The organism is Qipengyuania oceanensis, assembly GCF_009827535.1.
GTDB lineage: Bacteria > Pseudomonadota > Alphaproteobacteria > Sphingomonadales > Sphingomonadaceae > Qipengyuania_C > Qipengyuania_C oceanensis.
Window position 1 is genome coordinate 934,166 of record NZ_WTYN01000001.1, and the last position, 25,228, is coordinate 959,393.

22 protein-coding genes are annotated in these 25,228 nt (G+C 65.3%); 12 read left to right on the top strand and 10 right to left on the bottom strand.

Annotation, left to right across the window (positions count from 1 at the left end; all coding sequences use genetic code 11):
- Positions 1–9: 9 nt before the first annotated feature.
- Positions 10–1,317 (bottom strand): sulfotransferase family protein, encoded by a 1,308-nt coding sequence (locus GRI48_RS04560; RefSeq protein ID WP_160672041.1) that lies wholly within the window; start codon positions 1,315–1,317, stop codon positions 10–12.
- Positions 1,318–1,465: 148 nt separating this feature from the next.
- On the opposite strand from GRI48_RS04560, the gene serS reads away from it, so the two are divergent.
- Genes serS through GRI48_RS04575 form a run of 3 tightly spaced genes read left to right on the top strand, consistent with a single transcriptional unit; the run spans position 1,466 to position 4,762 of the window.
- Positions 1,466–2,875: a serine--tRNA ligase gene (serS, locus tag GRI48_RS04565; RefSeq protein WP_160672044.1), complete on the top strand. Its 1,410-nt coding sequence runs from the start codon at positions 1,466–1,468 to the stop codon at positions 2,873–2,875.
- Positions 2,875–3,639, top strand: coding sequence for a 5'/3'-nucleotidase SurE (gene surE / locus GRI48_RS04570; protein WP_160672047.1), 765 nt, complete (start codon positions 2,875–2,877; stop codon positions 3,637–3,639). The genes serS and surE overlap by 1 nt, the downstream gene beginning before the upstream one ends.
- Before the next feature lie 43 nt (positions 3,640–3,682).
- Positions 3,683–4,762: a potassium channel family protein gene (locus GRI48_RS04575; protein ID WP_202389260.1), complete on the top strand. Its 1,080-nt coding sequence runs from the start codon at positions 3,683–3,685 to the stop codon at positions 4,760–4,762.
- A gap of 1 nt (position 4,763) precedes the next feature.
- Here the strand turns inward: GRI48_RS04575 and GRI48_RS04580 are convergent, their stop codons facing one another.
- Positions 4,764–5,132 carry a DUF1761 domain-containing protein gene (locus GRI48_RS04580; RefSeq protein WP_160672050.1) on the bottom strand — a complete coding sequence of 123 codons (369 nt, stop codon included), beginning with the start codon at positions 5,130–5,132 and terminating at the stop codon, positions 4,764–4,766.
- Positions 5,133–5,184: 52 nt separating this feature from the next.
- Here GRI48_RS04580 and rimO point away from each other — a divergent pair, with 52 nt between their 5' ends.
- Positions 5,185–6,564 carry a 30S ribosomal protein S12 methylthiotransferase RimO gene (gene rimO / locus GRI48_RS04585; protein ID WP_160672054.1) on the top strand — a complete coding sequence of 460 codons (1,380 nt, stop codon included), beginning with the start codon at positions 5,185–5,187 and terminating at the stop codon, positions 6,562–6,564.
- On the opposite strand, the gene GRI48_RS04590 is transcribed toward rimO, so the two are convergent.
- Both GRI48_RS04590 and GRI48_RS04595 read right to left on the bottom strand, forming a co-directional pair.
- Positions 6,548–7,111 carry an alpha-ketoglutarate-dependent dioxygenase AlkB gene (locus GRI48_RS04590; protein WP_160672057.1) on the bottom strand — a complete coding sequence of 188 codons (564 nt, stop codon included), beginning with the start codon at positions 7,109–7,111 and terminating at the stop codon, positions 6,548–6,550. The two genes, rimO and GRI48_RS04590, sit on opposite strands and share 17 nt — an antisense overlap.
- A 139-nt stretch (positions 7,112–7,250) precedes the next feature.
- Positions 7,251–9,305: a S46 family peptidase gene (locus GRI48_RS04595; RefSeq protein WP_160672060.1), complete on the bottom strand. Its 2,055-nt coding sequence runs from the start codon at positions 9,303–9,305 to the stop codon at positions 7,251–7,253.
- 116 nt (positions 9,306–9,421) lie between these two features.
- Between GRI48_RS04595 and GRI48_RS04600 the strand changes: the two genes are divergently transcribed.
- The 3 genes from GRI48_RS04600 (at position 9,422) to GRI48_RS04610 (ending at position 14,567) form a co-directional block, all read left to right on the top strand.
- Positions 9,422–10,219 (top strand): transglutaminase-like domain-containing protein, encoded by a 798-nt coding sequence (locus tag GRI48_RS04600; RefSeq protein ID WP_160672063.1) that lies wholly within the window; start codon positions 9,422–9,424, stop codon positions 10,217–10,219.
- Between the two features lie 129 nt (positions 10,220–10,348).
- On the top strand, positions 10,349–11,803 hold the full coding sequence (gene zwf, locus GRI48_RS04605) for a glucose-6-phosphate dehydrogenase (RefSeq protein ID WP_160672066.1): 1,455 nt from the start codon (positions 10,349–10,351) through the stop codon (positions 11,801–11,803).
- Entirely contained in the window at positions 11,796–14,567 is a 2,772-nt protein-coding gene (locus tag GRI48_RS04610) for a phosphoenolpyruvate carboxylase (RefSeq protein WP_160672069.1), read from the top strand. The genes zwf and GRI48_RS04610 overlap by 8 nt, the downstream gene beginning before the upstream one ends.
- Before the next feature lie 4 nt (positions 14,568–14,571).
- Here GRI48_RS04610 and tilS read toward each other — a convergent pair whose 3' ends face one another.
- The 5 genes from tilS to GRI48_RS04635 all read right to left on the bottom strand — a co-directional run bounded on the left by tilS (position 14,572) and on the right by GRI48_RS04635 (position 20,012).
- On the bottom strand, positions 14,572–15,429 hold the full coding sequence (tilS, locus tag GRI48_RS04615; protein ID WP_160672072.1) for a tRNA lysidine(34) synthetase TilS: 858 nt from the start codon (positions 15,427–15,429) through the stop codon (positions 14,572–14,574).
- 85 nt (positions 15,430–15,514) lie between these two features.
- A complete protein-coding gene (locus tag GRI48_RS04620; RefSeq protein WP_419956942.1) occupies positions 15,515–16,462 on the bottom strand; it encodes a tetratricopeptide repeat protein in 948 nt (315 codons plus the stop codon).
- A gap of 75 nt (positions 16,463–16,537) precedes the next feature.
- Positions 16,538–17,398 carry a helix-turn-helix domain-containing protein gene (locus GRI48_RS04625; protein WP_160672078.1) on the bottom strand — a complete coding sequence of 287 codons (861 nt, stop codon included), beginning with the start codon at positions 17,396–17,398 and terminating at the stop codon, positions 16,538–16,540.
- 120 nt (positions 17,399–17,518) lie between these two features.
- Positions 17,519–19,789: a phosphoenolpyruvate--protein phosphotransferase gene (gene ptsP / locus GRI48_RS04630; RefSeq protein ID WP_160672081.1), complete on the bottom strand. Its 2,271-nt coding sequence runs from the start codon at positions 19,787–19,789 to the stop codon at positions 17,519–17,521.
- 67 nt (positions 19,790–19,856) lie between these two features.
- Positions 19,857–20,012: a YdcH family protein gene (locus GRI48_RS04635; protein ID WP_160672084.1), complete on the bottom strand. Its 156-nt coding sequence runs from the start codon at positions 20,010–20,012 to the stop codon at positions 19,857–19,859.
- A gap of 181 nt (positions 20,013–20,193) precedes the next feature.
- Between GRI48_RS04635 and GRI48_RS04640 the strand changes: the two genes are divergently transcribed.
- Positions 20,194–20,403, top strand: a complete 210-nt coding sequence (locus GRI48_RS04640) for a YdcH family protein (RefSeq protein WP_160672087.1) — start codon at positions 20,194–20,196, stop codon at positions 20,401–20,403.
- Positions 20,404–20,518: 115 nt separating this feature from the next.
- Positions 20,519–20,983, top strand: a complete 465-nt coding sequence (locus tag GRI48_RS04645) for a DUF1465 family protein (RefSeq protein WP_160672090.1) — start codon at positions 20,519–20,521, stop codon at positions 20,981–20,983.
- Between the two features lie 6 nt (positions 20,984–20,989).
- On the opposite strand, the gene glpK is transcribed toward GRI48_RS04645, so the two are convergent.
- The gene (gene glpK, locus GRI48_RS04650; RefSeq protein ID WP_160672093.1) at positions 20,990–22,459 is read right to left on the bottom strand and encodes a glycerol kinase GlpK; all 1,470 of its coding nucleotides are present in this window, start codon (positions 22,457–22,459) and stop codon (positions 20,990–20,992) included.
- Between the two features lie 69 nt (positions 22,460–22,528).
- On the opposite strand from glpK, the gene GRI48_RS04655 reads away from it, so the two are divergent.
- The 3 genes from GRI48_RS04655 (at position 22,529) to nadA (ending at position 25,221) form a co-directional block, all read left to right on the top strand.
- Entirely contained in the window at positions 22,529–23,410 is an 882-nt protein-coding gene (locus GRI48_RS04655; protein ID WP_160672096.1) for an MBL fold metallo-hydrolase, read from the top strand.
- A complete protein-coding gene (locus GRI48_RS04660; protein WP_160672099.1) occupies positions 23,395–24,102 on the top strand; it encodes a DUF4230 domain-containing protein in 708 nt (235 codons plus the stop codon). The genes GRI48_RS04655 and GRI48_RS04660 overlap by 16 nt, the downstream gene beginning before the upstream one ends.
- A gap of 132 nt (positions 24,103–24,234) precedes the next feature.
- The gene (gene nadA / locus GRI48_RS04665) at positions 24,235–25,221 is read left to right on the top strand and encodes a quinolinate synthase NadA (protein ID WP_160672102.1); all 987 of its coding nucleotides are present in this window, start codon (positions 24,235–24,237) and stop codon (positions 25,219–25,221) included.
- Positions 25,222–25,228 lie beyond the last annotated feature (7 nt).

Here is a 25,228-nt window from a genome sequence, read left to right on the forward strand (position 1 = left end):
GTTGGGCCCCTACCTCCCGAGCGCGAGCCTGCGCTTGCGTTCGGGAGCACGGCTTTCCACCGGCACATCGAAGCGGCGGATGTAGTCGCCGAGTTCTTCCTGTACCCGTTCGCTGCTCAGGCCGAATTCCTCCAGGCTGTACCTGTGCGGATGCCGCTTGAGCGAGCGCGAGCGTTCGAGATAGGCTTCCATGCCCGCGGCCGCTGGCGCCATGTCGAATTCCAGGAAGCGATAGACGCGCTCCATCGTGCCGCGCCAGTCGCTTTCCATGTCATCGTACTGCACGTCGATGTAGCGGTCCGGCGACAGTTCTTCGCGCGCTTCCTGCATCCGTTCGACCTGCAGGCGCGTCTTGCGTAGCCATTCCTCGCCCATCTGCGCCGGATCGGGATCGTCGGAATAGATGATCGTCTGGTTCCACGCGAGCGAGGTCGCACTGCCGACTACGGCGTTGGGATCGCGGTGGGTGAAGATGAGCCTCGCATCGGGAAAGACATTGAGCAGGGCCTTCAGGTCCAGCATGTGCTGCGGAGTCTTGAGGATCCACGGGCGGATGGAACTGACCTGCTGCGACCAGCCGACCAGCCGCAACAGGTCTGCAAGATAACGATAGGCCGGCGTCGCATCCTCGCCTTCGCACCAGCGGCCATAGGCCGGCACGTGCCACTGCGCCTCGTGCTTCATCCCCCACATGCTCGCCACCAGCAGGCCGAGTTCTTCTTCGGGTTCGTAAGGGCCGGTCGGGTGAATCGAGAGCGTGCGCGGATTGGCGAGCCGGGCGACCTTCATGATCCGTCCCGCCAGGACCGGGCGGAAATCCTCCTTCTCGCCCGCCAGCACTTCCTCGAAATCCGGCCGGGGGACCGGGCTGATCGTCTCGAAACTGCGCATGTGCGAGAAGCGGCGATCGCTCGCCAGCAGGCGATGCATCCGGGTAGTCCCCGATCGCATCGGGCCCACGATCACCACCGGGCGCTTGATCGGGCGGGAGAGAATTTCCGGGTGCCGCCTGAACCACATCTGCGCCCAGAGACGGTCGACCAGCACCTTGTGGAATTGCTGCATGGCCGAAAAATCGCCCGCGACGTTGAGCCGTGCCTCGGCATGGATCGAGTCCAGCAGGACGTCCATCGGGCCTTCGAACCAGCGGTCCCCGAAATCGTCCATCCCGGCAGCCTCGGTCGCCTGTTCGAGCAGGTAGTCCTTTTCCAGCCTTGCAGGCTGGATCAGGCCGAGCGCTCGCCCTGCGCCGACGAACTTTTCCGCTATGTCGATGAAAGCCGTGCGACGAGGTGGCTGGATCTTCTGCTGGTCCAAATTTCCTCGCCCTGTAGCCTCGCGCAGGGCCAAAAGCCCTTGTTGTCCAATTCCCTAGCCGCTCGCTTGTTCCGATCAACCCTCGCCGGCGGGTAACACGCGCGAGGAGTCTGGCATTTGCCGGCCCGAGCGGGCATAGGCCGCGGCCATGCACGACATCCGCATGATCCGCGATAATCCCGAAGCTTTCGACCAGGCACTCGAGGCGCGCGGCGCGCAGCCCGTGGCCGCCAAGATCGTCGCGCTCGATGCCGAGCGTCGCGACGTGTCCACCAGGCTGCAGGCGATGCAGGGCCGCCGCAACGAGGCATCCAAGGCGATCGGCCAGGCGATGGGCGCTGGCGACAAGGAACGCGCCGAAACGCTCAAGGCCGAAGTCGCCGAGATCAAGTCGGCCATGCCGCAGCTCGAGGACCGTGATCGTGCGCTGGGCGAGGAACTGAATGCCCTGCTGGCAGGCATTCCGAACATTCCGGCAGACGGCGTACCGGTCGGACCGGACGAGGATTCGAACCAGGAAGTCTCGCGCTGGGGCGACCAGCGCAATTTCGCTTTCGAACCCAGGGAACACGCCGACCTCGGACCTGCGCTCGGCCTCGAGTTCGAGACGGCGGCGGCGATGAGCGGCGCGCGTTTCGCTTTCCTGCGCGGCTCCATGGCGCGGCTCGAACGCGCGCTCGGCCAGTTCATGCTCGACATGCAGAGCACGGAGCGAGGCTATACCGAGTGCCAGCCCCCGCTGCTGGTTCGCGACGAGGCGCTATACGGCACCGGGCAACTGCCCAAGTTTGCCGAAGATCTTTTTAAAATCTACCGAAATTCCAATTGGCTAGAATTCCAGTTGAGAAAAATAGAAGAGAAAATCTCTGGTGATGCAACTCTTCGGGAGACAATTGAGGCAGCCTCGGAAGCTGAGCGGGAGTGGCGAGAAATGGGCGGAGATCGCCTATGGCTCATCCCCACCGCCGAAGTCTCGCTGACGAATTCGGTGCGCGATCAGATCATCGACGATCTCTCGCAGCCGCTGCGCCTCACCGCCCTCACCCCCTGCTTCCGGAGCGAGGCCGGCGCGGCGGGTCGCGATACGCGCGGTTATATCCGCCAGCACCAGTTCTCCAAGGTCGAGCTGGTTTCGATCTGCGAGCCCGACGACCACGAAGCCGAGCACGAGCACATGGTCCGTTCGGCGGAGCTCGTGCTCGAAGCGCTCGAACTGCCCTATCGCAAGATGCTGCTGTCGACTGGCGACATGGGCTTCGGCGCGAGGAAGACATACGACCTCGAAGTGTGGCTTCCCGGCCAGCAGGCCTATCGCGAGATCAGCTCGATCAGCTGGTGCGGCGACTTCCAGGCGCGGCGCATGAATGCGCGCTTCCGGCCCGAGGCTGGCGGGAAGAAGACCGAATTCGTCCATACGCTGAACGGCTCGGGCCTGGCGGTCGGACGCACGCTCGTCGCGGTGCTAGAAAACTACCAGCAGGAAGACGGCAGCGTCGCGGTGCCGAGCGTTCTTGCGCCCTACATGGGCGGGATCGAGCGGCTGGAGCCTGCCGCCTGATGCGCATTCTCGTCACCAACGACGATGGCATCCACGCGCCGGGCCTCGAATTGCTCGAAGCCGTGGCACGCGAACTGAGCGACGATGTCTGGGTGTGCGCGCCCAGCGAGGAACAGTCCGGCATGGGCCACGCGCTCACGCTCACTCGCCCCGTTCGCCTCAACAGCCACGGAGACCGGCGCTTTTCCGTGTCCGGCACGCCGACCGATTCGGTCATGCTCGGCATGCGCACGGCGATGGATGCCAAGCCCGACCTGGTTCTTTCGGGCATCAACCGGGGCGCGAACCTGGGTGACGACATCACCTATTCCGGCACTGCATCGGCGGCGATGGAGGGGGCGCTGGCGGGCGTCAAATCGGTCGCGCTGAGCCAGGTACTGGGCCGCGAAGCCGGTCGTGACGACGTGCCCGATTTCGCCGCGGCGCGCGCATGGGCGGTGCGCACGCTTCGCCCCCTGATCGACGCGCCCTATGCCGAGCGCACCCTGTTCAACGTCAACTTCCCGCCCTGCGCGGCAGAGGACGTGCGCGGTATCCGCGTGACGCGGCAGGGTTTTCACGACTACGATCGTGGCACGGTCGTCGAAGGGACGGACCCGCGCGGACGCCGCTATTACTGGTTCGGCCTCGACCAGATCGAACACACGCTCGACCATGGCACGGACCTCGAAGCCATCGACGAGCGTTACGTGTCGGTGACCCCGCTGCAACTCGACCTGACGCATTACAATTCCATCGGCCGCATCGCGGAGCTTTACGAATGAGCGCGGGTTGAGCCAGCCGCCCGACACCACCCTGCCGCAAGGCTTGCGCGGTCGCACCATACGCGGCCCCAAGTTCAAGCCGTTGCGCCGCGCGATCAGCCTGCCGGTGTGGGGCGATCTCGGCATAAGGCTCGGCCTCGCGATCTTCCTCGTCTTCATCGTGGTCATGATCCACTGGTGGGACAAGGAAGGGCTGGTCGACAATCTCGACGGCGAGGTCAGCTTCCTCGACGTGATCTATTTCACCATGATCTCGATCACGACTACCGGCTTCGGCGACATCGCCCCGATTTCCGACCGGGCGAGGCTGGTCGAGGCGGTCATCGTGACCCCGATCCGTTTCGCCGTGTTCTTCATTTTCGTGGGCACGGCCTACAACTTCCTCATCAAGCGCAGCTGGGAGAAATGGCGCATGGCCCGTATCCAGGAAAAGCTGTCCGATCACATCGTGGTTCTGGGCTATGGCGTCTCCGGCTCCGAAGCGGTCAACGAGCTGATCGAGCGCGGAACCGATCCGGCCTGCATCGTGGTCATCGACCCGAGCGAGGAGCGGCTGGCGGTCGCCGAGGCGCTGGGCTGCAACGTCATGGCGGCAGATGCGACGCGCGACGATACTCTCAACGCGGTTCGCATCGGCGAGGCGCAACGGGTGCTCGTATCGGCGGGGCGCGACGATACCTCGATCCTGATGGTCCTGACTGTCCGGCACCTCGCACCCGAGGTTCCGATCAGCGTCGTCGTGCGCGCGGAAGACAACGAACTGCTCGCGCGGCAGGCAGGCGCGAACAACGTCATCAATCCGGTGCGCTTTACCGGCCTGCTGCTGGCCGGCAGTGCGCGCGGCGCGCATATCAGCGAGTATCTGGCCGATCTGGCCTCGGTCGCGGGGCGCGTCCAGCTTGTCGAGCGACCGGCCAAGCCGGAGGAATTCGGCAAGCCGATTACTGAGCTCAGCAGCGGCGGAACCGGCCTGCGGATCTACCGCAACGGCGAAGCCCTGGGCTTCTGGGAGCCCGCTTGCCAAATCATGGAAGAAGGCGACATCATCGTCGAGATCGTGCCCACGGACAATGGCCACCCGAGCCGCCAGGATCTCGAAGAAGGCGGCGCGACCGTTCTCTAGCTCATCCGGTGATCCAGAACGCCAACCCCATCGCGAGATAGGCGCAAAGCCAGTAAGCCCAGTCGTAAAAAGCCGCGGATACCGGTCTGCCGTGCCGTATTGCCCCGATCACCAGCGCGGGCCCGATGAATGTCAGCGCCAGCCCGCCGGTCATCATGAAATACAGCCACGGCTTGGCCTCGAGTGTTTCTGCGCCGACCCGCGCAAGCATGTGGCCGACCATGACCGTGCTCACCACCAGCAGCAATGCGGCCAGACCATGCAGCCAGTAGGGCGGCTTCGGCATGGCCCGCTTGCCGTAGAAAGCCACGCCGAGCGCTGCGGCGACCAGCCAGGCGAGCGCGACTCCGATCCAGTTGACAGGTCCCATGGCGATGCCTCCTAGCGCAGCGACGCGTTTGGGTGTAGGGGGCGCGCCGTTCATGACCGATACCGCTACCTCGATCCCCGACCAGAAGAAGGTCGGCATGGTTTCCCTCGGCTGCCCCAAGGCGCTCGTGGATTCCGAACGCATTCTCACGCGCCTGCGCGCCGATGGCTATGCGATGAGCCCCGATTACGCCGGTGCCGACGTGGTGCTGGTCAATACCTGCGGCTTTCTCGACAGCGCCAAGGAAGAAAGCCTTGCCGCGATCGGCGAGGCTATCGCAGAGAACGGGCGCGTCATCGTGACCGGCTGCATGGGCGAGGAAGCCGACGCGATCCGCGCAGCCCACCCCCAGGTTCTCGCGGTAACCGGCGCGCACCAGTACGAGCAGGTCGTCGAGGCGGTGCACACCTACGCGCCCCCGTCGCAAGGGCCGTTCATCGACCTCATTCCGCAGCCGGACATCAAGCTGACGCCGCGGCATTACAGCTACCTCAAGATTTCCGAAGGCTGCAATCACTCCTGCTCCTTCTGCATCATCCCCGATTTGCGCGGGAAACTTGCCAGCCGCCGGGTCGATGCCGTGCTGCGCGAGGCGGAAAAGCTGGTTGCCGCTGGAACCAGGGAGCTGCTCGTCATCAGCCAGGATACCTCGGCCTACGGCGTCGATATCCGTCACGAGGAGCGCGACTGGAAGGGCCACCCCGTCCGGGCGCACATGACCGATCTCGCGCGTGAGCTCGGGCACTTGAAGACACCGCAGGGCGATACGCCGTGGGTCCGGCTGCACTACGTCTATCCCTACCCCCATGTCGACGCGGTGATCCCGCTGATGGCCGAGGGGCTGCTTACGCCGTATCTCGACATCCCCTTCCAGCACGCCTCACCGTCGGTGCTCAAGCGCATGAAGCGCCCGGCGAATGAGGCCAAGGTGCTCGAACGGCTGAAGGGCTGGCGCGAGATCTGTCCCGAAATCGCCGTCCGATCGAGCTTCGTGGTCGGCTTTCCGGGCGAGACCGAGGACGATTTCCGCTACCTGCTCGACTGGCTGGAAGAAGCCCAGCTCGACCGCGTGGGCGCCTTCCGGTTCGAGCCGGTCGAGGGTGCGCAGGCCAACGCGCTGCCCGATCCCGTGCCCGAGGAAATCAAGGAAGAGCGCTACGCACGGATCATGGAAGTGACCGAGCGGATCAGCGCCGCCAAGCTGGCCGCCAAGGTCGGCAGCACCATCCCCGTCATCATCGACGAGGTCGGCGAACCGGACGAGGATGGCGACATCGGCGCCACGGGCCGCAGCCAGGCCGACGCACCCGAAATCGACGGCGCAGTCTACCTCCGTAACGTCCCCGGATCGCTTGCATCGGGCGACTTCGTCGACGTCACCGTCGAGGACGCGGACGCGCACGACCTGTTCGGGGTTATCGCAGGCTCCTGAAGGTGATTGATCGGCGGGTCGCATCGATCGGCGCGATCGAATGCTCCCAGTTCTCGCGCACCTCGCCCGACAGGAGATAGGCGGAGCGCGGCGGCAATTCGACCTTCCGGCGATCGAACCCATCAGCCGTCCTGCGACGCAAACGCAGCACTGCCGGCGCGCCCAGCGAGAGCCCCACGACCTCGTCGTAATGCGGCCGGTCGCGATGCCAGCCGATCCCGGCTCCCGGGTCGTAGCGGATCAGCAACGCCTGACCGAATTGCCCGGGTTCGCGTTCCAATCGGGGAAGTAGCGTCGCGCGCAAGGCAACCAGCCAATCGGGCAAGTCCGGTGCGGGCACGGGGCGCGCATGCTGGTAATCGTAGGCGCTGCCGTAATGCGCGGTCAGCCGCTTGCCTTCCCACTGACCGAACTGGAACGGTGCGAGAGGTACTGCGTCGATCCGCTGCTCCAGCGCGGCCTCCGTCGCCGGATCGATCGCGTCTTCCACGAAAAGCAGTCCGGGTACTACCGGACCGGTGTCGAAGAGGAGTCCCTGCTGCGGCATGGCTCGGCATATAGGAACCACGCAGTAGGATTTCATCGGCTGGCCTTCGCCCCTGCCGAGCGCGTGGTCTTAGCCCACCTGCGAAAAACCCGGCCCCGTCGCGTGGACGGAGCCGGGCTCTTCACTTGTGCCGAACGGCTTACCTGCGCTTGAGTTCGGCGACGATGTGCGGCGCCGGGTAGATCTTCTCGAGCGCTTCCTGGACTGCTGCGGTCGAAACCGAAACCGTCCGGTTGAGCGTGCCATCGTAGCCGTAATTGCCGCCCAGCGAATGGATGTTGCCGTCGAAGGCAGCACCGATCACCGTGCCGTTGCGATCGATCACCGGCGAGCCCGAATTGCCGCCGATGATGTCGTTCGTGCTGACGAAGTCATAGGTGACGCTGGGGTCGATCTTCGCCTTGTTGGCGGCGAAGGCCGGGGCGAGGTCGAACGGAGCATTGCCGGTCGCACGCTCGAACGTGCCGCCCATAGTGGTCGCGATCGGCACTTCCTGGCCGCGCTCGGTCCAGCCCTTTACCTGTCCGTAGCTGATGCGCAGCGTGAAGGTCGCATCCGGGTATAGGCTGTCGCCGTAGGCTGCGAAGCGCGCATCGGCCAGCTGTCCGCCGGCGATCGCCAACGGCCCGCTGTAGGCTTCGCGCACCGCGGTGATCTGTTCGCGCTGTAGCGGGGCAAGCCTGAGCGCATACTGGATCATCGGGTCATCCGACGCCTGGATTGCTGCCAGCCCGCCGTCCCACAACGCCTTGCGGACGGCCGGATCGGCCAGCTTCGTGTTGGTGACCAGCCGTTCGGCCAGCTGTTCGGGGCTCTCGCGACCGAGCAGCAGCTTGCTCTGCGGATCGTCGACGCCGAGATATTCGCGCGCCTTCGAAAGGCTCCAGCCCATCATCAGCTCGTCGAGCCACGGGTAGATGGGCTTGGCGTCGAGCAGGCTCTTTTCCATCAGCGGCAGCGAGCTGTCGGTGTAGCCGGGCAGCCGTTCACCATTGGGCTTGCCGCGTTCCTGCGCCGCGAAAACCAGCGACTGTGCATAGGCGAACAGCTCGCCCGACGGCTGGTTGAAACGGTACGGGATGTAAAGGTCGCGATAGGCGGCGACCGCCTGTTCGACCGCAGCCCAAGGATCGCCGATCGCGTCGTTGTCCGCGCTCTGCGCCTTCAGGTCGGCTTCGGCTGCGGCAAGCTTGCCGGTGAATGCCGGATCGTTGAGCGCCTTGGTCCGCCCGATGTAGACCTTCAGGCTGTTCTCGACGCCGCTCAACGTGTCGAGCCCTTCGCGCGCATGTTCGGGGCTTTCGTCCATCGCACGGATCAGGCGCCCGCGCAGTTCCGAAAGGGTCGCCACCGTGATCGGCAGGCGAACCTCGCGCTCGAACGCGAGCTGGCTCTGCGTGTTGAGCCGGCTGGTCGAACCGGGGTTGCCGACCACGAAGGTCAATTCGCCTTCCTGGGGTGCGCGCGGGTTCCAGACCAGGTGATCCGGCGTGCTCACCGGCTTGCCGTTTTCGTAGGCGCGCAGGAAGCTCGCATCGAGCGAATAGCGCGGGAAGTTGAAGTTGTCGGGATCGCCGCCGAAGGTCGCGGCCCGGTCCTCCGGTGCCCAGACGAGGCGCACGTCCGAATACTTGCGATAGGTATAGAGCTTGTACTGGCCGCCGCCGAACAGCGTGACGACCTGGCAGCGCGTCGTCGCGAGATCGGTGCAGTTTGCCTTTTCGATCTCGGCGATCTTGGCATCGCGGGCACGGGCAAGTGCGTCACCCGACAGGCCTGCGAACGAGGCCTTCACGTCGCCGGTCACGTCGGTGATCTTGGTCACCACTTCGGCCTGCTGGCCGGGGCACATCTTCTCATCGCTGTTGCGCGCGGCGATGAAGCCGGCATCGAGCAGGTCTTCCGCGCTGGTCGAATTGTCGAACAGGCAGGTAGCGATGCAGTGGTGGTTGGTGAGGATCAGGCCCTTGGGCGAGACGAAGCTGGCCGAGCATCCGCCGGTCAGGCGAACGGCGCCCTTCTGCACCTTGTCGAGCCAGGCCTGGTCAGGGGCCCAGCCGTAAGTGTCGCGCATGGCCTCTGCCGGGAAATTATCGAAGGTCCACATGCCTTCGTCGGCCTTGGCAGGAGCAGTTGCGACCATGGCTGCCGCGACCGAAACGGATGCGAGGCAGGCGATGCGATGAAATCTCATTTATCTCTCCGGTTACAATGGAAACTGCTCTGGCTTCGATGCAAGGCGGAGTCCATTGCAAATGTAATCCGCTCCCCTCGGGAAACCGGAAGGCAGCTGGTCCGTTCGAAGACCACATGACCATTTCCATCCAGACCGATTTCGCATTCGAGCTCGAGCACACCACCGACGTACTCCTGCAGTTTGAAGCAGCGATCATCCCCGAACAGCAGCTGAGCGGCCTCTCGACCGAGATGTCGCGGGCAGAGCACATCGCCCGCGTGCCTGCGCAGGACGGGATCGGCGATCGTATCTGGGTCCGCGCCCAAGGCCGCTACGAGGTGAGCCACCGGGCCACTGCAGAGATCAACCGCATCGTGCCGAACCTGTCGGAACTGCGCGGTCTCGACCCGCACGACTTGCCGGGCGAGACGATCAAGTACCTGTTTGATTCGCGCTATTGCCAGGCCGACCGGATGCAGCATTTCGTCGAGGCGGAATTCGGCGATTGCGCCGGCGGCGCGCGGATCGATGCGTTCCGCGCCTGGATATCGGACAATTTCACCTACGAGCCCGGCAGCAGCAATGCGACCACGACCGCGCTCGACAGCTTCGTCGAACGGCGCGGCATCTGCCGCGACTACGCGCATGTCCTGATCACACTGGCGCGCGCATCGACCATCCCGGCCCGCTATGTCGCCTGCTATGCCCCCGGGGTCGACCCGCAGGACTTTCATGCTGTTGCGGAAGTCTTCCTCGAGGACCGGAGCCAGCCGCATGGCGGCGCCTGGCACATCGTCGATGCCACCGGGATGGCCGATCCGGCCAAGACCGTTAAGATCGGCGTCGGGCGCGACGCTGCCGACGTCAGCTTTCTGACCAGTTTCGGCATCGCCAACCTGTGCGAAAAGAATGTGAGCGTTATCGAGAGCTAAAGCCATTCTTTGCGGCTGTCCGGGCGACCCGCTCTGGATAGCGCGGGTATGCGCTGCTAGGGCTGATGCTGCGATGCACCAATTCCGGGGCCTCGCGATCCGATATCGGCTTTGGGGAGGCGATAGGACATGGATTTCACGGCCGATCGGCTGTTGCTGTTTGGCGCCACGGGCGATCTGGCCCAGCGCATGCTCTTGCCGTCGCTCTGCGCGCTGCACGCCGACGATCTCCTGCGGCCCGATCTGAAGATCATCGGAACTGCCCGCTCGGATCTCGACGATGCGGGTTTCAGGGATTTCGCACGCGACGCGCTGGAGAAGCATTTGCCGGAAAACCGGCGCGGCTCGATGGACGATTTTCTCGGGCGCCTCTTCTACCAGCCACTCGATGCGACGACGCTCGACGGTTACACGCTGCTCGCCGAGAAGGTCGGCCAGTCCGAGAGCGGTCTCGCGATCTTCCTCAGTACTGCGCCCAGTCTGTTCGAACCGACCATTAAGGGTCTGCAGCACGCGGGCCTCACGGGCGAGAACGTGCGCATGTGCCTGGAAAAACCGCTCGGCATCGACCTCGAGAGTTCGTGCGAGATCAACGACGCGGTCGCCGAGGCATTTCCCGAAGAGCGCATCTTCCGGATCGACCACTATCTCGGCAAGGAGACCGTGCAGAACCTGCTCGCGCTGCGCTTTGCCAACATCATGTTTGAACCGCTCTGGAATGCAGCGCACATCGACCATGTCCAGATCACGGTCGCGGAAACGGTCGGGCTGGAAAGCCGGGTGGCGTATTACGACGACAGCGGCGCATTGCGCGACATGGTGCAGAACCACATGCTCCAGCTGCTCGCCCTGGTCGCGATGGAGCCGCCGAGCGATTTCGACGCAACCGCGGTGCGCGACGAGAAGGTCAAGGTGCTGCGCGCGCTACGCGAAGTGCAGAACGGCGAGACGGTTACCGGGCAGTATCGCGCTGGCGCGATCGGCGGCGAGGCAGTGCCGGGATACGACGACGAGCTGGGCAAGGACAGCGACACCGAGACCTTCGTCGCGATCAAGGCGCATGTCGACAACTGGCGCTGGAAGGGCGTGCCCTTCTACCTTCGGACCGGCAAGCGCCTGCCCGAGCGCGTTACCGAAATCGTGGTGCAGTTCCGCTGTGTCCCGCACTCGATCTTTGCCGGTGACAAGAAGGGCCACGGCGGCGCGAAGCTGCAGCCCAACCGACTGGTCATCGGCATCCAGCCCGAGGAGAACATCTCGCTCACGCTGATGGCCAAGGTCCCCGGCCTCGATCGCGAAGGCATTCGCCTGCGCCCGGTGCCGCTGGATATCGCCATGCCCGATGCCTTTTCCGGGGCGGTCCGGCGGATCGCCTACGAACGGCTTCTGCTCGACCTCATCGAAGGCGATCAGACGCTCTTCGTGCGGCGCGACGAGGTCGAGGCGCAATGGCAATGGGTAGACCACATTCGCGACCTGTGGCGGGCCAACGCGACTGCGCCCAGGACCTACACGGCGGGCAGCTGGGGCCCGTCTGCAGCGATCGCGCTGGCCGAACGCGACGGAGTGAGCTGGCATGAGTGATCTCTCGAGCGTCGACGGACTTGTCGAGCGTCTCCAGCAGCTGCACCAGCGGACGCAGGAAACGCCTCTTTTCAATCCGGTCTTCCAGCTCGCGCACGACCTATCGCGCCAGTTGGAAGGGGGCGAGATCGACCTCGATCGTATCGATTCCCTCATTGCCGAGCTCGAATGCGAAGCGCTTCAGAGCCGCGCTCGGCGGCTGCGCCGGATGGTCGGCCCGATCGGACGCGAGCACGACTGGATCGGGGAAGCCGCCGACTTCGCCGAGTTTCGCGACCGCTGGGAGACGCCCCAGCTCCACGCCGTGTTCACCGCGCACCCGACCTTTCTGCTCACGCCGGAGCAGATCGCCTCGATCGCCGATGCGGCGGAAGGTGACGACGACATCGGGCAGAACGCCTGCGTGGCGCCGCACGACCGGCCAGCGATCACGCTCGATTTCGAACACCGGCGCGCCATGCGCGCGATCGCCCATGCACAGGATGCGCGCGACGCGATGGTCGCCCGCCTGATCGAGCAGGCACGCGAGAACTGGCCTTCGGACTGGCAGGATTTCGCCCCGCAGCCTTTCCGCTTCGCAAGCTGGGTTGGCTACGACATGGACGGGCGCACCGACATCAAGTGGTACACCTCGATCGCCTTCCGACTGTCGGAAAAGGCAGAGCGGCTGGCCCGTTACGCCACCACCCTCGAAGCGATCGACGCGGGCCACCCGCTCCTCCCCAGGCTGCGCGACGCGGCAGCTTATACGGCCGAGCGTGCCGGGGACTTCCGGCAGGATCTGAGCGATCCGGCGGACCTGTCTGCCGCGGCGAACCGGCTGACCGACGATCACCCGGACAAGCTGCTAAGCCTTGCGCCGATCATCGCGCAACTTTCCGAGGAAGCGCTCGCCGCAGATCCTGGCCGGGCGGTCGCTCTGAAAACGCTGGTCGCCGCCATGCGGGCCGACGGGCTCGGCATGGGGTGGATCCATTTCCGGGTGAATTCGAGCCAGCTGCACAATGCCATCCGTCGCCGGATCGATCCGGACAACACGCTCGATCTTGCCAGCAAGGGCGCAGTCGCCGCGCTGCGCGACATCCTTGCCGAGGTGCAGCCTCTGCGAAGCAATTTCGCGGCGCTCGCGATCGAGAGTTCGACCGCGATCCGCCAGTTCCTCGCGATGGCGCAGATCCTCGCCCACGTCGATGCGGACACGCCGATCCGGATGCTGATCGCCGAATGCGAGCAGCCGACGACGATCCTGGCCTCGCTCTATTTCGCGCGGCTGTTCGGGATCGAGGACAAGGTCGACGTATCGCCCTTGTTCGAGACCGAAAGCGCGCTCGAACACGGCGGGCGCTTCCTCGATGCCCTGCTGCAGGAACCAGCCTATCAGGACTACGCGCGCAAACGCGGACGCGTGGCGATCCAGACCGGATTTTCCGACGCCGGCCGTTTCGTCGGGCAAGTCCCCGCAAGCCTCGCGATCGAGCGGCTGCAGGGCCGGATGGCCGAAGCGATGGCGAAGAACGGGTTGACCGATGTCAGCGCGCTGATCTTCAATACGCATGGCGAGGGCATGGGCCGCGGCGCACACCCGGGCAGCTTTGCAGACCGGCTCGAATGGCCGCTTTCGCCGTGGACGCGGCGGCGTTTCGTGCGCGCAGGAATCCGGCTGGAGCCGGAAGCGAGCTTCCAAGGCGGCGACGGCTATCTCTATTTCGAGACGCCCGAACTGGCGCGCGCCACGCTGGAGACGATTGCCGCCAACCGGCCCGCGGAAACCGATCCCGATGCGCCGGCCGACCCGTTCTATCGTCGCACCGACCTGAGCCTCGACTTCTACCGCGCGATCCGCAGCCATCAGCGCAATCACCTGGAGAGCAAGACCTACAGCCGCGCGATCACGGCATTCGGCCTCGGGCTGCTCAACGAGACCGGCAGTCGCAAGTCGCGCCGCCAGTCGGACCTGTCGGCCGATCGCGACATGAGCCTGCGACAGATCCGGGCGATCCCGCACAACGCGATCCTGCAACAGCTCGGTTACCCGGTAAACATCATCGCCGGCATCGGTACCGCGGCGGACGGCAATTACGAGGACCTCGCCGCGCTCGTCGCCGACAGCCCGCGCGGGCGGCAGATCATGCGGATGGTGCGCGCCTCCAATGCGCTCGCCAGCATCAAGACAGTCGCGGCCTACGGCGAGTTGTTCAATTCGGCCTACTGGGCGAGCAGACCCTATCGCGGCACCGAGGACAACCTGGCCCAGGCGTGCGAGACGCTCGCGGAATACCTGACCAAGGACGATCGCAACGGGGTGTTCCGCCGGCTCGCCTCACGCCTAAGGGTGGACGGGCTCAAGCTGCATCGCCTGCTCGATATGGTGCCGGACGAAAGCCCGCTGGAAGATCGCGAGGACATCCGCCGCCGCATCGGCGTCCTGCAGGCGCTGCGACTGGCGCTCTTGCAGCACATGTTCCTCAAGGTCGTCTCGATCCCCGTCTTCAGCCGCGCCAACGACATCAGCCGCGACGATGTGCTGGAGATGGTGTTCACGCTGCGCGTCGAGGACGCTCTGGCGCAATTGCGGCGCGCCTACCCCACCAGCTTCCCGCAGATCGACGATTTCGCCGTGGACGAGCCGAGCGATTACCCCGACGGCCAGGGCGAGGGATACTCCTCGATCCAGCGCAATTACATCGAGCCGCTCGAGAGAGCCTACGAATTGTCGCTGAGGATATCGACCGCGATCGCCAACGAATTCGGCGCCCACGGCTGAGCCATCAGGTCCGGGGCGGTTCCTTTAGGACCCGCCAGCCCTCACCCGTCCGCTCGATCAGCGCCCCCGCGATGGTGCCGCGCTGCCCTGCTTCGAGCGAGCGCATGAGTCTCGCAAGCGCACCGTCGCGCGGTTCGTTGCCATGGAGCGCGACCAGCGACGAGAGGACGCGTAACTGGACCGCAAAGGGTGCCGGCGAGCGGTAAGTCGTCATGTCGCCGTCCCTCTCGACCCGCTCCGCGACTTCCCGCCCTGCGGCCCACTCCAGCACTTCTGCGGCATCGGCGAGATTGGCGGCGCTCGCTGCCAGTGCGGCAACGTCCAGCCAGTCGGCATCGGCCAGCGCCTTGCGGACGCGCACCCGGTCGAAACGCTCGTCGAGGTTGGACGGATCGCGAACCGGATCGACGCCCTTGGTCGCACAGACCGCCTCCAGCTCGCTCTTGCGCCATCCGAGCAGCGGACGAAGCAAGGGCAGCTCCACGCCGGGGACCATTGCTGTCGCGCGCACGCCCGCAAGACCCGCGACACCCGACCCGCGGTTGAGTCGCATCAGAAGCGTCTCCGCCTGGTCGTCCGCATGGTGGCCGGTCAGCAAGGCCTCAATTGCTTGGTCTTCGGCCCAAACTGCGAGCGCGGCGTAGCGCGCGGACCGGGCTTCGGACTGGAGATTGCCGCGCGCCACTTCGACCGTCAGGATCCGATGGGGGACATCCAGCCTGGAGCAGACATCGGCGCACAACCGCGCTTCATCGGCGCTTTCCGGGCGCAGACCGTGATCGACCGTCGCGGCGCGAACCCTGCCCGGAAAAGCCTCGGCAGCGAGCACCAGCAAGGCCAGACTGTCCGGCCCGCCCGACACCGCGACACCCGGACGCTCGATGCCCGGCAGAAGCGCCTCGAGATCGCCGCGAAAGCGTCCGATCAGTTGCGGGTCGAGCGGCCTATCAATTGCATTTCACTTTCTTCCGGTTCGCCTCGTACTGGTCCTTGAGGCGGCCGGACGCGACCGCGGGATAGGTTTCGCTGAACTCAGCGAGCGCGATGCAGGCGCGGTCGGTATCCTTCAGCTGGATCATCGATTCCGCGAGATAGAGAAGGCTGTCGGGTGCGCGGGCAGACTGCTTGTCCGCCTGGTAATTCTTGAGGAACCACGGGGCGGCCTCGCGCGGCTTGCCATCGTCGAGATAGGCACGGCCGAGAAGGTTGCGGGCCCAGCTGGTCCGCGCATGGTTCGGGTACTTCTCGAGAAACAGCGCGAGCTGCTGCTGCGCTTCGGGGAAGAACTTGGCATCCCACAGGCGGAAGCCATAGGAATACTCGTCGTCGCCGGCGTCGTCGGTCTGCGGCTTCATGATCGCCTGCACGGCTGCCAGCCGCTCGGCAGTCGGGCCTGCAGGCCTCGCTGCGGCGGCAGGGGTGGGAGCGGGTCTCGCAGCCGCGGGCGCGGGCGTGGCGGTTGCGGGTGCAAGCGCGCTCGGGCCGGTCGCTGCCGGAAGCGGGTTGCCTGGTGCGGCTACTCCGCTGGTGACCTCGAGCGCGGCGAGCCTGCTGGCGAGATCGCGGTAGGAGTTGCCGTTTTCCTCGACCTGCGCCGTCAGCTGCTGCATCTGCGCTTCCATCGCATCGAGACGAGCGAGAATGTCGGTTACTGCCGTGGTCGACGGATTGGCCGGGGTAAAGGTCACCGAACCCTGCCCCGTCGAAATCTCGGGTTCGAAAAACTTGCCGTCGCCGCCCGGGAAGACCTTGCGCTGCAACGCGCGCACTTCGGCTTCCAGCTTGCGGATGCGGACTTCGGAATTGTCCTGCGCCGCGGCGGGCACGGCGGTCAGGGCCGTGGCGGCCAGCGCGGTGGCGCCAAGGGTCAACCGGATCGATCGGGCGAAACTCACGTCACATGCTCCCATTGCACAGTGCAGGATCGAACCTGCCGGACCATCATACCCATTGTCGAGCGTGGCTGAATGTCAGGTTGCCGGATTGTCCACCGCTGCGGCAGGCTGACCGGGGCTTGCCGGCTCGTCGGCGCGGGCGAGCAGGGATTTGGCATCGATCGCGACGTCGCTGACAACCGCCTGCTGCTCCGCCAGCTTGGGCACGGCCTTGCCGCCGATGGTGACTGCGAATGCGTCCGGGCGACCGGTGCGGATCTTTGGAGCTTTCGCTTCGGACGGGATGGTGAACTGCTCGCCCTTGTCCATCAGCTTTTCGAGCAGCACGTTTTTCTCGGTGCCGTCGTAGAAGCGGACCCACATCCCGTCGCCGAGCGAGGTGAATACGACTGGCGCTGCCGGATCGACCGCTTCGCTGGGGCTTTCGCTCGGCTGCGCTGCGGCCTGCCGGGCAGCAGCCTGGCGGGCCTGTTCCGCCTCTTCCTGCGCGATGAGCGAGCCGGGCCCCGCGCCGGGCGCAAGATAGCTGCGGTAGAAGGCAAAGCCCCCGACGATGAGCAGGATGACCGCGAGCGCCGACGCCAGGGCGAGCCCGCGCGAGGGGACGCGTGCCGGGTCGCCCGGCTCCATGGCGCGCGGCCGGTCCGACCGGTCGCCGCTGCCGGCCAGTTCCTCGCGCACGTCGGCAGCGATTTCCTTCTCGTCGAGCCCGACGACACGGGCATAGCTGCGCGAAAAACCGACTGCATAGGTGCGTGCCGGCAGAGCAGAGAAATCGCCGCTCTCGATGACACGCAAATGGCGCTCGGGAATTCGGGTTTCCGCAGAAACCTGCGCAATTTCGAGTCCCGCTGCCTCGCGCGCGGCACGCAGGCGCTGTCCCACCCCTGCCCGGGCCTGCGGCTCTGCGTCGAGATATTCTTCAGTGTTGTCCATATACGATCCGTTGCGTCCCGATCCCTCGCCGCTGCCATGCTGCGATCGCAATCATAGTCAAGCCGACGGTCGCAAGCGCGCGTCGGCTTATAGACGGGCTGCGCTCAATGCGCGATGAATTCATTCGAGGTCGATGTCGCGTTCGCTGGCCCACTGGTTGACCGCCGCGCGCATGTCGTCCGGCGGATTTGCGAGCCAGTCCGTCATCGCCTTGGTTATTTCCGACAGGTCGACCTTGCGGATCAGTTCCTTGATCGGCCCCACGGCCGCTGGCGTGATCGACAGCCTGCGATAGCCGAGCCCGAGCAACGCGAGCGCTTCCATCCGCCGGCCACCCATCTCGCCGCAGACGCCGAGGTCGATGTCGTATCCGGTCAGCGATTGCGGGATGCGCCGCAGGAAACGCAGGATCGCGGGGCTCATCCAGTCATAGCGCGCCGCGAGCTTGGGATTGGCCCGATCGGCCGCGAACAGGAACTGCGTCAGGTCGTTGGTGCCCACCGACAGGAAGGATACCCGCCCGACGAGCTGGTCGAGCACCTCGGCCAGTGCGGGCACTTCGAGCATCGCTCCGTAATGGATCGCTTCGGGCAAGACTCGTTTCAGCTTGCGCAGATAGGCCAGCTGCTCGTCGAACACCGCTTTCGCCTCGTCGAACTCCCACGGTTCGGAGACCATCGGAAACATCACGTAGAGCGAGCGTCCCGATGCCGCTTCGAGCAAGGCGCGCGCCTGCGATTTGAGCAGGCCCTCGCGTTCGAGCGAAAGCCGCAGCGCCCGCCAACCCATCGCGGGATTCTCGTCGTGGATGCTGGAATCGGACTGCAGGTAAGGCACCGCCTTATCGCCGCCGATGTCGACCGTGCGAAAAACGACCGGCTTGTCGCCCGCCGCCTCGAGAACGTCGCGATACAGGCGCGTCTGGCGCTCTCGCTGCGGAAGCGTCGCCGAGACGAGGAACTGGAACTCGGTGCGGAACAGGCCGATGCCGTCCGCACCGGTCAGCGCCAGCGCCGCGACATCGTCGCGCAGGCCGGCATTCATCATCACCTGGATCCGCGTGCCGCAACGCGTGAAGGGCTCGACATCGCGCAGTTCGGCATAGGCCGCCTGCTTCTCGCGGGACTTGGCGAAGCGTCCCTCGAAGGCGTCGAGCATCGATTGGCTCGGGCGCAGGGTGACGATCCCGCGATCGGCGTCCAGCAGGACTTCGTCGCCGTCGCGGAGCATTCCGCGGATGGCCCGCGCACGGCCGATGACCGGGATGCCCATGGCCCGCGCGACGATCACGACGTGCGCGGTCAGCGATCCTTCTTCCAGCACGACACCCTTCAGCCGACGCCGGTCGTATTCGAGCAGTTCCGCCGGTCCGAGGTTGCGCGCAATCAGGATCGTGTCGCGCCGCAGGCCCTGCGTCGCAGCCGTGCCGAGCTGGCCCGACACGATCCGCAGCAGCCGGTTCGACAGATCCTCGAGGTCGTGCATCCGGTCTGCGAGCAGCGGATCGTCGATCTCGCGCATGCGCATCCGCGTGCGCTGCTGGACCCGCTCGATTGCCGCTTCGGCGGTCAGGCCGCTGTCGATGGCCTCGTTGATGCGCCGCGACCAGCCCTCGTCGTATGCGAACATCTTGTAGGTCTGGATGACTTCGACGTGCTCGCCGCCGGCGCCGAACTCGGCCTGGCTCGCCAAGTGGTCGATCTGATCGCGCATCTTGTCGAAGGCGCGATAGACGCGCTGGCGTTCGGCCTCGACATCTTCGGCGACGACCTGGTCGATCGTGACCCGCGGCTGGTGGAACACCGCCTGCCCGCGCGCGAGGCCCTGCACCAGCGTAAGCCCCTCGATCGTTTCCGGTCCGGTCTGCGCCGCGCTGCGGCCGAGTACTTCCTCGTCGTCGGCCAGCCCGGCATTGGCGATCAGTTCTGACAGGACCATCGCGGTGGTCTGCAGCGCCTCGATCTCGACGTCCTCGTAACGGCGCGGCTCGACATGCTGTACGTTGAGCGCACCGATCACCCGTTCGCGATAGACGATCGGGACACCGGCGAAACTGTGGAATTTTTCCTCGCCCGTTTCGGGGCGGTACTGGAAGTCTGGATGCGCCTTCGCCTCGGCGAGGTTGAGCGTTTCCATGTTCTGCGCCAGCGTGCCGGTCAGCCCTTCGCCGATCGCCATGCGGGTGACGTGGACCGCGCTCTGGTTGAGGCCGCGGGTCGCGAACAGTTCGAGCATCCCGTCACGCAGCAGGTAGATCGAGCACACTTCGCTGTTGAGCGTTTCCCCGATGATCTCGACCACGCGGTCGAGCTTGGCCTGCGCGTGGATGCGCGATGCCATGACATCGTGGAGGCGTGTGAGGATCTGGCGGGCGGCCGCTGCTGCAGTCATGCGACCCGCCTATAGCATAGCCGGGTAAACGGAAAGCGGGGGCGCGCCGCCCCCGTTCGCGTAATCCTCAAATGTGTTCGAGTTCCTGCTTGATCCGCAGTTTCTGGAGCTTGATCTGCTTGATCGTCGTATCGTCCGGCGCCGGGCGGCTCATCTCGGTCTTCAACCGGGCCTCGAGGCCTGCGTGTTTGCTGTGAAGGGCGGCGGCGTGGGACGATTCCATTGGCATCTCCATCTGGGGCTTGCGACCCGGGGGAAGCGACTCGTCCGATGCGGACGGGCCGCGTTTCAGCATCAAGACATAGAATTGATCTCTTGCGAACCCCTTTCCGGGCCTTACTCGGTAATCCCGCATGAAATTGCGACGAATCGCGCGGCGCTGCGCAACGAGGGGATGCCCGGTTTTGACCGAACAGGAACTCAGGAAAAGGCTCGAAGCCTTGCGGATCGAACATCGCGATCTCGATGCAGCGATCGATGCGCTGACCGAGACCGGACGCCAGAACGGATTCATCGACCAGTTGCAGATGCAGCGGCTGAAGAAACGCAAGCTCGCACTGAAGGACCAGATCGCGGCAATCCAGGACACGCTGCTGCCCGACATCATCGCCTGATCCCGTCTGCCCTGCCGCAGCGGACTGTCCCGCCACGGGACGGGTGCCTTCGAAATGTGGAGGATCTTGGTTAAGCGACTGGTCGGGTTCAGCCTCGCAATGTAACCCGACTGTCATGCGATGGACGAGTGACATCTCCGAACCGATTGTCGAAGCGCTGTATTGCGAAGCGCTGGTGCTTGCCGACGAGGTGCGCGCCGCCTTCGACCTCATGCCAGCCGACCAGCGGTACGAACCTTCCGACAGCGAGAAGCTCGCCATGTCGGTCGAAGGGCTCCGCACGACCACGCGCATGATGCACGTGCTCGCCTGGCTGCTGAACCAGCGCGCCTATTTCTCGGGCGACCTCAGCGAAACGCAGCTGCGTCGCCACGGCGAATTGCCGCAGGACCGGCCTGCCGATCCCGAACAGCTCGAACTGCTCGACGCCGAAACGCGGGATCTGGTGGCCCAGACCGAACAGATGCATTCGCGGATCGCCCGGCTCGACCGCGCCTGGCGCGACGGTTTCGAAGTGCATATCCCGACGGTGCGGCAGATGCGCGGCCGGCTCGAAGAGGCTCTCCAGGCCGGGCTTTGACGGCGGCTAGCTTGCCTGCAGCGCTTTCTGCCAGCGCCCCAGCCTTTCCTTCCTGACATCGTCGCCCATCGCGGGTTCGAACCGCGCGAGCTCCCCGCGCATGGCTTGCGCTGCCGTCGCCAGATCCGGATGGATCCCCGCGCCCGCTGCCGCGAGCATCGCTGCACCCAAGGCAGTGGTCTCGACGAAATCCGGTCGCTCGACAGTGATACCGAGCATGTTTGCCAGATCCTGCGCCATCCAGTCGTTGGCGCTCATCCCCCCATCGATCCGCAATCTTTGCCACGCGGCCTTGTCGGCGGCAAAAGCGGTCGCGAGATCCCATGTCTGGTGCGCCATCGCCTCCAGCGCGGCGCGGGCCAGTTCCGCCCGTCCGCTCGAGAAACTCAGTCCCGCCACCACCCCGCGCGCGTCCGCCTGCCAGTGCGGTGCGCCAAGACCCGAAAGGGCCGGCACGATCACGACCTCGCCGCTGCTGTCGATCGAGCGAGCCAGCGCTTCGGTTTCGGCCGCGCTCTTTATCAGGCCCAGGCTATCGCGTAGCCACTGGATGAGGCTGCCGGCGACGAACACGGAGCCTTCGAGGGCATATATGCGCTCTCCCCCCAGCTGATAGAGCACCGTGCCGAGGAGGCGGTGCTGCGAATGGGGCATCTCGCTGCCCTTGTTGGTCAGCACGAAGGCACCGGTGCCGTAAGTCGCCTTGGTTTCGCCCGGAGCGAGGCAGGCCTGCCCGATGGTCGCCGATTGCTGGTCGCCGGCGAGACCGGTGATCGGTATCTCGCGGCCAAGCCATTGCGCCGCACAGGTGGCGAGCGGGCCGGCATTGTCGACCACTTGTGGCAGCGCGGCGCCCGGAACTTCGAACAGGTCGCACAACCCCTTGTCGAACTGCGCCCCATCGAGCGCGAGCAGGAGCGTGCGGCTGGCATTGCTGGCGTCGGTGATGTGCCGCCCCCCGCTGAGCTTGAAGACGAGCCAGCTCTCGATGGTCCCGAATGCGAGCGTTCCCCGCTCCGCCGCAGCCGCGACCGCATCCTCGTTGCGCAGAAGCCAGCGCATCTTCGTGCCCGAGAAATAGGGATCGAGCAGCAAGCCGGTGGAGGCCTGGACACGCGCTTCCTCTCCGCGTTCGCGCAGGGTTTCGCAGAAATCGGCAGTGCGCCGATCCTGCCAGACTATGGCGTGGGCGAGCGGTTCGCCCGTATCGCGATCCCAGGCGACGACCGTTTCCCGCTGGTTGGTGATGCCGATTGCGGCAATCGTCTCCGCCCCGCCGAGCTTGCCGGCGACATCGCGTGCGCACGCCAGCGTCTTGTCCCAGATTTCCGCCGCATCGTGCTCCACCCAGCCGGGTCTGGGATAGTGCTGCGTGAGTTCGGCCTGCGCCAGCGCGAGCAAGGCGCCGTCGGGTGAAAATGCCATCGCGCGGGTCGACGTCGTACCGGAATCGAGGACCAGGATGGTGTCGGACAATGCGCTCTCCCTTTCGCGCCTAGTTAGCAGGGGCGTGACATGGGCCGAAACGCACTGCATATGCAAGCCATGGCGAAAATCCCCGAAAAGCCGTGGCCTACGGGCAAGACCGAGCAACTAGAGGCGCTGGTGCGCCGCGTGCTGGCGCCCAATCCCTCGCCCTACACCTACACGGGCACGCAGACCTACTTGGTCGGCGGGAACGACGGGCTTGCCGTGATCGACCCGGGCCCGGCAGAGCCCGCGCATCTCGAGGCACTCTACGAGGCGATCGGCGATGCGCCGGTTCTGGCGATCATGTGCACCCATACCCACCGCGACCATTCACCCGCCGCTGCGCCTCTCAAGGAGAAGACGGGCGCCCCGCTGGTCGGTTGTGCGCCCTTGCGTCCACAGGGCGGACACGGCGAGTTCCGCGCCGACGAGGCGCTCGATGTCGATTACGAACCCGACCGGGTGATGGAAGACGGCGAGGCGATGACGGGTCCGGGCTGGACCCTGCGCGCCGTCGCGACCCCCGGGCATGTCTCGAACCACCTGTGTTTCGCGCTCGAGGAAAGCGGCGCGCTGTTCACGGGCGACCATGTCATGGGCTGGTCGACCAGCGTGGTGATCCCGCCCGACGGCGACATGGGCCAGTACATGGATAGCCTCGAGAAGCTGAACGGGCGCGAGGACACGGTCTATTATCCCGCCCACGGTCCGCAGGTCGACAAGCCCCGCCAGCTGATCCGCGGGATGATCGGCCATCGCCGCCAGCGCGAGAACCAGATCGTGCGGATCCTGGGCGAAGGCCCCGCGACCATTGCCGAAGGTCTCGTGCCGAAGATGTACAAGGGCCTCGACCCGAAGCTGGTCAAGGCGGCCGGCATGTCGGTAATGGCGCATTTGCTCGACATGGAACGCCGCGGGCTGGCCGTGCGTTCGGGCGATACATGGCAGACAATCTGACAAGTCGCGATACGACCGCCACCACGGTCGACCCCGATTTCCGGCCCGAAATCCGGCACGAGCGGTCGCTGGCGCGGGTGCAGGCGGTTCCGTGGCTGATCGTCATCGCCTTGCTGGCCGCGGTAGCGTGGCTCGGGTGGCGCGCTTTCATCTACCAGGAAGAAGGCGATCCGGTCGGCAGCGCCATGCTCGCCTTCGAGAAGCAGAATTCGCTGACCGTCTTTTCGAGCCGTTTCGAAGTCGTGGCGGAAAGCGTCGACTCGCGCGGGATCGCGGGCATCGACCTGCTGAAGTCGCGTCAGGCAGCGATCATTCCGGCGACCGTCGAGTACCGGCTCGATCTCAGCCAGATGGACCGCGACCGGTTCCTGTGGAACGACGCGACCGACACGATGACTGTCGTCCTTCCGGTCCTGAAGATTTCCCGGCCCAATCTGGACGAAGCGGAACAGCGCGTGTTCACCGAAGGAAACTGGGTGACGCGCGATGCCTCGGCCGACCTTGCGCGCAACAATTCGCAGCAGGCCGAACGCAAGGCGGCGGCATTTGCCAAGAATCCCGAGATTCTCTCGATGGCACGGCAGGCGGCAAAGGATGCGGTGCGCCAGAACCTCGCCATTCCGTTGCAGGTCGCCGGCTACGGTGACGTGACGGTAAACGTGCGCTTCGATGGCGAGGGCGAGGCCGGCTGACGCCGGTGGAGCGAGACACCCCCGTGGCTGCCCGACGGCCTGTGCGGCCAATCGCGGACGGCCTCGGAACCCCCTCGCCTCCCCCGCCGTTCCGTCTATAGACATGCCACACGCATCTGACGGGACCGATTGATGACTGCCGAAACCAAAGCCCTTTCGGGCACCGATCTGCTCGAAGAGATCAACCGTCTCCGCAAGGAGAAGAACGCGATCATCCTCGCGCATTATTACCAGACCTCCGACATCCAGGACATCGCGGACTTCGTCGGCGACAGCCTCGAGCTGAGCCGCAAGGCCGCTGAAACCGATGCCGAGGTGATCGTGTTCTGCGGGGTCAAGTTCATGGCCGACACGGCCAAGATCCTCAGCCCAGAAAAGATCGTCGTGTTGCCCGACATGGATGCCGGTTGCAGCCTCGAGGACAGCTGCCCGCCCGACAAGTTCAGGGCGTTCCGCGAGGCGCATCCCGATCACATCGCGCTGACCTACATCAACTGCTCGACCGAGGTGAAGGCGCTGTCGGACGTGATCGTCACCAGTTCGAGCGCGGAGACGATCCTGTCGCAGATCCCCGAGGACCAGAAGATCATCTTCGGGCCCGACAGGCATCTCGGCGGTTACCTTTCGCGCAAGTTCGGCCGCGAGATGCTGCTCTGGCCCGGCGTGTGCATCGTCCACGAGGCTTTCAGCGAAACCGAGTTGCTCAAGCTCAAGGAGCAATATCCCGGCGCGCCGATTGCCGCGCACCCCGAATGCCCGCCGACCATCATCGACCACGCCGACTATGTCGGGTCGACCAGCGGCATCCTGCAGTTCGCCAAGACCTTCGAAGGCGACACGCTGATCGTTGCGACCGAGCCGCACATCATCCACCAGATGGAAAAGGCGCTGCCGGAGAAGAATTTTATCGGCGCGCCCGGTGCGGACGGCAACTGCAGCTGCAACATCTGCCCCTACATGGCGCTCAACACGATGGAAAAGCTCTACGCCTGCCTGCGCGACCTGGAACCGCGCATCGAGATCGAGGAGGGTCTGCGGCTGAAGGCCAAGCAGAGCCTCGACCGGATGCTCGAGATGGCCAGCGGCACGATCGGCAAGGGCGATCTCGGCAAGGTGTGATCGCGTG

What these genes read in the sequence shown, in the direction of transcription:
- GRI48_RS04645 (WP_160672090.1), top strand. Translation starts at nt 20,519, where the DNA reads ATGCGATGGACGAGTGACATCTCCGAACCGATTGTCGAAGCGCTGTAT.
- GRI48_RS04610 (WP_160672069.1), top strand. Translation starts at nt 11,796, where the DNA reads ATGAGTGATCTCTCGAGCGTCGACGGACTTGTCGAGCGTCTCCAGCAG.
- GRI48_RS04655 (WP_160672096.1), top strand. Translation starts at nt 22,529, where the DNA reads ATGGCGAAAATCCCCGAAAAGCCGTGGCCTACGGGCAAGACCGAGCAA.
- nadA (WP_160672102.1), top strand. Translation starts at nt 24,235, where the DNA reads ATGACTGCCGAAACCAAAGCCCTTTCGGGCACCGATCTGCTCGAAGAG.
- GRI48_RS04590 (WP_160672057.1), bottom strand. Translation starts at nt 7,111, where the DNA reads ATGCCGCAGCAGGGACTCCTCTTCGACACCGGTCCGGTAGTACCCGGA.
- rimO (WP_160672054.1), top strand. Translation starts at nt 5,185, where the DNA reads ATGACCGATACCGCTACCTCGATCCCCGACCAGAAGAAGGTCGGCATG.
- GRI48_RS04635 (WP_160672084.1), bottom strand. Translation starts at nt 20,012, where the DNA reads ATGGAATCGTCCCACGCCGCCGCCCTTCACAGCAAACACGCAGGCCTC.
- zwf (WP_160672066.1), top strand. Translation starts at nt 10,349, where the DNA reads ATGGATTTCACGGCCGATCGGCTGTTGCTGTTTGGCGCCACGGGCGAT.
- GRI48_RS04660 (WP_160672099.1), top strand. Translation starts at nt 23,395, where the DNA reads ATGGCAGACAATCTGACAAGTCGCGATACGACCGCCACCACGGTCGAC.
- GRI48_RS04625 (WP_160672078.1), bottom strand. Translation starts at nt 17,398, where the DNA reads ATGGACAACACTGAAGAATATCTCGACGCAGAGCCGCAGGCCCGGGCA.
- GRI48_RS04595 (WP_160672060.1), bottom strand. Translation starts at nt 9,305, where the DNA reads ATGAGATTTCATCGCATCGCCTGCCTCGCATCCGTTTCGGTCGCGGCA.
- GRI48_RS04600 (WP_160672063.1), top strand. Translation starts at nt 9,422, where the DNA reads ATGACCATTTCCATCCAGACCGATTTCGCATTCGAGCTCGAGCACACC.
- surE (WP_160672047.1), top strand. Translation starts at nt 2,875, where the DNA reads ATGCGCATTCTCGTCACCAACGACGATGGCATCCACGCGCCGGGCCTC.
- GRI48_RS04580 (WP_160672050.1), bottom strand. Translation starts at nt 5,132, where the DNA reads ATGGGACCTGTCAACTGGATCGGAGTCGCGCTCGCCTGGCTGGTCGCC.
- ptsP (WP_160672081.1), bottom strand. Translation starts at nt 19,789, where the DNA reads ATGACTGCAGCAGCGGCCGCCCGCCAGATCCTCACACGCCTCCACGAT.
- serS (WP_160672044.1), top strand. Translation starts at nt 1,466, where the DNA reads ATGCACGACATCCGCATGATCCGCGATAATCCCGAAGCTTTCGACCAG.